General features: G+C 68.1%; 1 protein-coding gene. It reads right to left on the bottom strand.

Annotation, left to right across the window (positions count from 1 at the left end; translation table 11 throughout):
- Window positions 1-8,489 (bottom strand): amino acid adenylation domain-containing protein (locus ACFT7S_RS38430; RefSeq protein WP_382741149.1); only part of this gene is annotated, 8,489 nt, incomplete at its 3' end.
- Between the last annotated feature and the right edge of the window lie 72 nt (window positions 8,490-8,561).

Raw genomic sequence — 8,561 nt, 5'->3', positions numbered from 1 at the left:
AAAGCACCCACAACAGCCGGATCATCCACAACCACCGTCCGCAGCCGCCCCACCGGCAACTCATCCACCAACTCCTCAGTACCCACCAGCACCGAAGCCCGACTGTCCGCCAACATGAACGCCAGCCGATCCGCCGGATACTCCGGATCCAACGGCAAATACGCACCACCCGCACCCCACACCGCCAACACCGCAACCACCATCTCCACCCCACGCGGCAGACACAGACCCACCACCGACTCCGCACCCACACCCACCCCACGCAGATAATGCGCAAGCCGATTCGCCCGCGCCATCAACCCCCCATACGTCAACCACTCATCACCCGCCACCACCGCCACCACATCCGGGCCCGCAACCGCCCGCTCAGCAACCAGCTCAAGCACCCCACCCACATCAGGAACCCGCACCACAGCGTCATTCCAACCCCGCACCACCAACTCACGCTCACCAGCAGACAACACCGGCACCACAGCAACCCGCTGATCAGCATCCGCAGCCACCGCCGACAACAACGTGACCAAATGCCCACCCAAACGCTCCACCGTCACCGCATCAAACAACGCAGTGCTGTACTCAAACTCCGCACCCAACCCCCCACCACCATCACTCAACACCAAACGCAAATCAAACTTCGCAACAACCCTCTCCGAAGCACCCCCACTACGATCCACCGACCGGCCCACCGAGCCGGCCACGCCATCCCCACCATCGCTGCCGCCCTCGCCACTGCCACCCTCGCCACTGCCACCCTCAACGAAGTCATAGTTGAACAGCGCCTGGAACAACGGGGTACGAGAGCGGTCCCGCTCCGACACCAACGCTTCCACGACCTGCTCGAACGGCACATCCTGATGCCCATACGCACCCAGCGCCGTCTCCCGCACCCGCCCCAACACCTCACGGAACGACGGATCACCCGACAAGTCCGCACGCATCACCAACGTATTCACGAAGAACCCGATCAGGTCCTCCGTCTCCGCACGGTTCCGGTTCGCCACCGGCGTGCCCACCACCACATCATCCGAACCCGCATACCGACCCAGCAACACCACATACGCCGACAACAACGTCATGAACATCGACACACCACACTCACGCGACAACCCACGGAGCGACTCAACCGTCTCCTGCGGAATGTCGAACCTGACCACCGCGCCGACCGAGGAGCGGACCGGCGGGCGAGGCCGGTCGGTCGGCAGATCCAGCGTGGGGACGCCCTCCAACTGGTCGGACCAGTAGCTGAGTTGACGGTCGAGCAGGTCCCCGTCCAACCACTTCCGCTGCCACACCGCGAAGTCCGCGTACTGCACATCGAGCGGCGGCAGCGGGTTCGCCTCACCCGCACGGAACGCCTCGTACAGAGCAATCAGCTCGCGGTGGAAGATGCGGTCCGACCACTCGTCGAACACCACGTGGTGGATCGCCAGTGCCAGAACGTGCTCCTCCGCTCCCAGTCGGAACAGCGTCGCCCGCACCAGGGGCCCCGCCGCCAGGTCGAACGGCACTACCGCATCCGCCGCCGCCCGGGCCCGCGCCGTCGCCCTCGGGTCTGCCTCGGACGACACGTCGACCACCGGCAGCGGGAACGCCGCCGGCTCGTCGATCACCTGATGCGGCACACCATCCGCACCCGCCACCAGACGCGTCCGCAGCACCTCGTGCCGCGCCACCACACCACCCAACGCCGCACCCAGCGCCGCCACGTCCAAGGGCCCGTTCCATTCCACGGGGGACAGCAGGGCGTACTCCACCGCACCGGGCGCGAGCTGGTCCAGGAACCACAGGCGCTGCTGCGCGAACGACAACGGCAACGGCTGGTCCCGGTCGACCGGCGTCACCGGGGGTACGACGGTGCTGGTGCCCGAGTTCTCCAGGAGGGGGGCCAGCTCACGGACCGTGGGCTGGTCGAACAGGGCGGAGAGGGGTACCTCGGCCGTGAATGCCTCCCGGATGCGGGAGACCACCTGGGTGGCGAGCAGCGAGTGCCCGCCCACCTCGAAGAAGTTGTCGTCGGCGCCGACCTGGTCCACGCCGAGGACCTCGGCCCAGATACCCGCGAGCAGTTCTTCCGTCGCGCCGACCGGTGCGACGAAGCCGTCGGGGGTGGTGAGTGCTGGTGCCGGCTGCGGCAGTGCCGCCCGGTCCAGCTTTCCGTTCGCGGTCAGGGGCAGCGCCGCGAGCTCGACGAAGGCGGCCGGCACCATGAAGTCCGGCAGGTCGCGGTGCAGGTATGCGCGCAGCTCGCCCGTGTCCGGAACACCCTCGGTGTGGTCGGCCGGGACCAGGTAGGCCACCAGGCGTCTGTCCGCACCGTCGCCGGAGGCCGTCACCACGGCGGACAGCACCGCCGGGTGGGCGGCCAGCAGGGCCTCGATCTCCCCCGGCTCGACGCGGAACCCACGTACCTTGATCTGCTTGTCGGCCCGGCCCAGATACTCCAGGACCCCGCTGGGCAGGAGGCGGGCCCGGTCGCCCGAGCGGTACAGCCGGGAGCCGTCCCCGGCGAACGGGTCGGCCACGAACCGCTCGGCCGTCAGCGCGGGCCGCCCTCCGTAGCCGCGGGCAACACCGGCGCCGCCGATGTACAACTCGCCCGGCACACCCGTCGGCACGGGCATCAGGTGCTCGTCCAGTACGAGGGCCCGCCACCCGGGGAGCGCGCTGCCGACCGGCAGCTTCAGGTCGGCTTCCACGTCAGTGGCATCGATCCGGTGGTGGGTGACGTGGACCGTCGTCTCCGTAATGCCGTACATGTTGACCAGGACCGGGGTGTCAAGTCCCCACGCGTCGGCCCACCGCTCCACGTGCACGCGCTGCAGCGCGTCGCCGCCGAAGACGACGAACCGCAGGTCCGCGGGCGCGCGGCCCGGTCCGTCGACCTCCGCCAGCTGGCGGAAAAGTTCCGGTGTGGCGCTCAGGACGGTCACGCCCTCGGCGGCCAGGACGTCGCGGAGCAGCCACGGCTGCCGTACGGTCTGCGTCGGTACGACGACGCACCGGGCGCCGTGCGTCAACGCGCCCCAGATCTCCCAGACGGAGAAGTCGAACGCGGAGGAGTGGATCACACTCCACACGTCATCGGGCCCGAGGTCGAACGTCCCTGTGCTGTCCACGGCCGCGAACAGGTTCTGAACGTTCGCGTGCGGCACATGGACGCCCTTGGGGCGGCCGGTCGAGCCCGACGTGTAGATCACGTAGGCGATCTGTCCGGGCTCGGTGACGACGACCGGTGCGGTGGCGGGGCGCTCGCTGATCGCGGTGACCGTCTTGGGGGCGTCGAGGACCAGCAGGGGGGTGACCTGGGTGTCGGCCAGTACGTCGGTCAGCGTGCCGACATGGTGCTGCTGAGTCACCACCACCTTCGCGCGGCTGTCGGCAAGCATGAAGGCGAGCCGCTCGGACGGGTGGCCGGGGTCCAGCGAGAGGTACCCGCCGCCGGCCTGCCACACGGCCAGCATGGCCGTGACCATGTCGACACCGCGGTCCAGGCATAGCCCGACGACCGTCTCCGAATCCACCCCCGCGTCCCGCAACTGGTGAGCGAGACGGTTGGCGCGCGCCATCAACTCTGCATAGCTCAGCTGCTGTTCACCACTGATGAGGGCCACCGCGTCGGGAGCCTCCGCAGCCTTCTCCGCGATCAAGCCGTGCACGCCACCGGCGACGGGCGGCAGCGTCGCGGTGTCGTTCCACTCCGCCACCAAACGATCCCGTTCGGCTGCCGACAGCAGAGCCACCTGCGACAGCGGTCGCGTGTTGTCCGCGGCCACCGTCTCCAGCAGGCCGACCAGGTGCCCGATCATCCGCTCGACCGTGGAAGCGTCGAAGAGAGCGGTGGCGTACTGGATCTCGCCGATCAGATCACCAGTGTCGGAAGCGGCGCCGCTGACGGCGTCGGTGTCGGTGTCGCCCAGCGTCACCAGCAGGTCGTACTTCGCCGGCAGACTGTCCACGAGGAAGTCCGTCGCGAGCGCGTCCGCGCCGAAGAGGTCACCGGAACCGGCGACAGCGCCGGTCTCCCGGGTTGCGTAGGTGAACATGACCTGGAACAGCGGGGTGCGGGACCGGTCACGGTCGCCGACCAGGTCGTCGACGAGCTGCTCGAACGGCAGGTCCTCGTGAGCGAAGGCCGCCAGAGAGGTCTCCCGCACACGGCCGACGAGTTCGGCGAAGGACGGGTCGCCGGACAGATCGGTGCGCATGACCAGTGTATTGACGAAGAACCCGATCAAATCCTCCGTCTCGGCCAGGTTCCGGTTGGCGACCGGCGTACCCACCACCACGTCGTCCGAGCCCGCATACCGGCCGAGCACTACGTCAAAGGCCCCAAGAAGCGTCATGAACATCGTCACGCCACGCTCGCGTGAAAAGGCACGCAGAGCGTCCGCCGTCCGTGCGGGAACGGTGAATCTGATTGCCGCACCCTCGGTGGACCGCACGGGCGGCCGGGGCCGGTCGGTGGGCAGCTCAAGGGTCGGAGCTCCCGCCAAGTGCTGCTTCCAGTAAGCGAGTTGTCCTTCAATTACGTCCCCGGACAGCCACTGCCGCTGCCAGGCGGCGAAGTCCGCGTACTGCACGGCCAGCGGCGGGAGCGGGTTCGGCTCACCCTCGCGGAATGCCTCGTAAAGGGCCGCAAGCTCACGCCGGAAGATCTGGTCCGACCACTCGTCGAAGACCACGTGGTGCACTGACAGCGCCAGAACGTGCTCGTCGGGAGCCACCCGGATCAGCGAGGCGCGGATCAGCGAATCGGCCGCCAGATCGAAGGGCAGCGCCGCGTCCGCGGCGACCAGCCCGCGGGCGGATGCCACCGGATCACGCTCCGCGGACACATCGACGAGCACCAGCGGGAACGCCTCCGGCGGCTGGTCGATCACCTGGTACGGGACGCCGTCCGCACCCGCGACGAGCCGGGTGCGCAGCACCTCGTGCCGCGTCACGACGGCGCCCAGAGCAGCGGTGAGCGCGCCCACATCGGGCTTCTCTCCGCGCAGCCACACCGGCAGGGCGACGTTGTACTCCGCGGCCCCTTGCTCCAACTGGTCCAGGAACCAGAGCCGTTGCTGCGCGAACGACAGCGGCAGTGGCTGATCCCGGTCCACGGCCACCACCGGTGGTACCGCGCTCGCCCGCCCGGCGCGCTCCACAGCGACGGCCAGACCGCGCACGGTCGGCCGGTCGAAGAGCACGTGCAGCGGGAGCTCCGCCCCGATCAGCTCCCGGACGCGGGACCTGACGCGGGTAGCGAGCAGGGAATGCCCGCCCAATTCGAAGAAGTTGTCCGTGACGCCGACCCGCTCCACACCCAAAAGCTGAGCCCAGATGCCCGCCACCAGCTCCTCGGTCGCGGTACCCGCGGGCACGAATGCATCCAGCTCCGGCCGTTCGCCGTCCGGCGCGGGCAGCGCGGAACGATCGAGCTTGCCGTTAGGAGTCAGCGGCAGGGCGTCGAGTGACACGAAGAGGGCCGGGATCATGAACGCGGGCAACCTTCCGCCCGCGAACTCCCGTATCTCGGCGATGGACGGAATGCCGTCCGCCTGATCGGCAGATACGAGGTAGGCCACCAGCCTGCGGTCCTCGACATCCCCGAAGGCCGCCACCACAGCAGTACGGATCCGCGGGTGCTCGGCCAGGACAGCTTCGACCTCCCCCGGCTCGATCCGGAAGCCCCGCACCTTGACCTGGCCATCCGCACGACCCACGAAGTCGAGCTGCCCGTCTGCCAGCCAACGCGCCCGGTCGCCGGACCGATACATCCGCGTGCCATCAGCCGCGAACGGGTCCGCCACGAACCGCTCACCCGTCAGCGCAGGCCGGCCCCGATACCCCCGGGCCACCTGCGGGCCCGCGATATACACCTCGCCCGGGATGCCCACCGCAACGGGCCTCATCGACCCGTCCAGCACATACACCTTGGCGTTTCCCACCGGCGATCCGATCGCGGGCGCACCGGTCAAGTGCTCTGGTTCCACCACACCGGTGGTCACCATGACTGTCGCCTCGGTCGGGCCGTAGGTGTTCACCAGCCGACGGCCGGCCGCCCAAGCGCGAGCCACCGGCTCCGTCAGGCGCTCCGCACCCAACAACAACGTCCCGATACCAGGCACGTCCTCCGGATCCAGAACACCCAACAGGGACGGCACCACACTCGCCGCCCCCACACCACCGGCACGGATCAAGGCAGTCAACTCCGCCGACTCCGTCCGCTCCGCGGACGTCGCCACCACCAGCACACCACCCGACGCCAACGTCACTGCCACATCCAGCACGGCCGCATCGAAACTGAACGACGCGAACTGCAACACCCGCACACCCGGACCCGCACCCAGCACCGGACCCAAGGCCGACACCATGCCCACCACACCACGGTGCGCGACCTGCACGCCCTTCGGTCGACCCGTCGACCCGGATGTGTAGATCACGTACGCCAGCTGATCGGCGTCCACCGGCATTTCAAGGGCCGCCGTCGGCAACTCCCTCAGCGCACCCACAACGGCCGGATCGTCCAGCCCCACAACATGCTCCACCCGCAGACCGTCAACCAGCGACCGCTCACCCACCACCACCTGCACACCCGCATCGGCAAGCATGAACTCCAACCGATCCGCCGGATACTCCGGATCCAGCGGCAGATACGCACCACCCGCCTGCCACACCGCCAACACCGCCACAACCATGCCCACCCCACGCGGCAGACACAGACCCACCACCGACTCCGCACCCACACCAACCCCACGGAGGTAACGCGCAAGCCGATTCGCCCGCGCCATCAACCCGCCATAAGTCAGCGACTCGTCGCCCGACACCACCGCCACCGCATCCGGTGAAGCAGCAGCACACCCCGCAATCAGCTCATGCACCCCACCCACCGACGGCAACGGCACCGAGGAGGCATTCCACTCCCCCACCACCAGCTCACGCTCACCCGCCGAAAGAACCGCCAGCTCACCCACCCGCTGGCCCGGGTCCATCGCGACGGCCTCCAGCAACGTCACCAAATGACCCGCCAGACGCTCCATCGTCGCCGCGTCGAACAGCGCGGTGCTGTACTCGATCTCCCCCGACAGGATGTCGCCGCTGCCCTTGACCCGGACCGACAGGTCGAACTTCGCCGGCAGCGCGCCCGGGTTCGTGTACGCGCCGCTGTCGACGACATAGCTGAAAAGGACCTGGAACAGAGGGGTCCGGGACCGGTCCCGCTCGGTGACGAGGTCGTCCACCAGCTGCTCGAACGGCAGGTCCTGGTGCGCATACGCACCAAGCGCCGTCTCCCGCACGCGCGCCAGCAGCTCGCGGAACGACGGGTCCCCCGACAGGTCGGTACGAAGCACCAACGTATTCACGAAGAGCCCGATCAGGCCTTCTGCCTCGGCACCGCTCCGGTTCGCCACCGGTGTGCCCACCACCACGTCATCCGAATCCGCATAGCGCTTCAACAGGACGTCGAAGGCCGCAAGCAGCGTCATGAACATCGACGCACCGCTTTCCTGCGACAGCTCCCGCAGTGCCCCTGCTATCCGCGGCGGAACAGTGAAGCGCTGTACCGCCCCTGCAGCAGAACGGACAGCGGGACGCGGCCGGTCGGTAGGCAGGTCAAGCACCGGCGTGGCGATCAACTTGTTTTGCCAGTAAGACAGTTGTCCATCAATTACGTCACCGGTGAGCCATTCGCGTTGCCAGACGGCGAAGTCGGCGTACTGCATGGTGAGCGGGGGCAGCGGGTTCGGCTCGCCGGCGCGGAACGACTCGTAGAGGGCCGAAAGCTCGCGCTGGAAGACGTGATCCGACCACTCGTCGAAGATCACGTGGTGCACCAGGAGCGCCAGTACGTGTTCGCCCTCTGCCACCCGGATCAGAGTGGCGCGAATCAGTGATCCGCTCGTCAGATCGAACGGCGTCATTGCGTCGGCGCGCATCAACTCCCGTACAGATTCCGCAGGTTCAAATCCTCCGGACACATCCACGATCGCGAGAGGGAAGCGTTCCGCCGGATCGATCACCTGGTGAGGTACACCGTCAGGGCCCGCAACCAGCCTGGTCCGCAACACCTCGTGCCGCGCCACCATCGCATCCAGCGCCGCACCCAGTGCGGCTACGTCCAGATCGCCGTCCAACCGGATGGGCAGCGGCAGGTTGTACTCGGTCGAGCCAGGCTCGAGTTGGTCCAGGAACCACATGCGCTGCTGCGCGAACGACAACGGCAACGGCTCGTCCCGGCCGACTGCGCTCACCGGCTGCACCAGCGATCCGCGCGCCGACCCCTCGACCACTACTGCCAGGTCACGAACCGCCGGGTGATCGAACATGGCCGCTACGGGCACGTCCACTCCGAACACTTCGCGGATACGGGAGATCACCTGCGTCGCCAGAAGTGAATGCCCACCCAGCTCGAAGAAGCTGTCCGTGGCACCCACCCGCTCCACACCCAGAACCCCACCCCAGATCCCAGCCAGAAGCTCCTCCGTGGCCCCCGAAGGAGCCACAAACCCCTCCAACGCCTGCCGCACACCCTCCGGCTCCGGCAACACCGAACGATCCAACTTCCCATTCGCCGT

The sequence above is a fragment of the Streptomyces sp. NPDC057136 genome (assembly GCF_042670885.1).
Lineage (GTDB): Bacteria > Actinomycetota > Actinomycetes > Streptomycetales > Streptomycetaceae > Streptomyces.
This window is presented reverse-complemented; position numbering and strand designations above follow the sequence as displayed.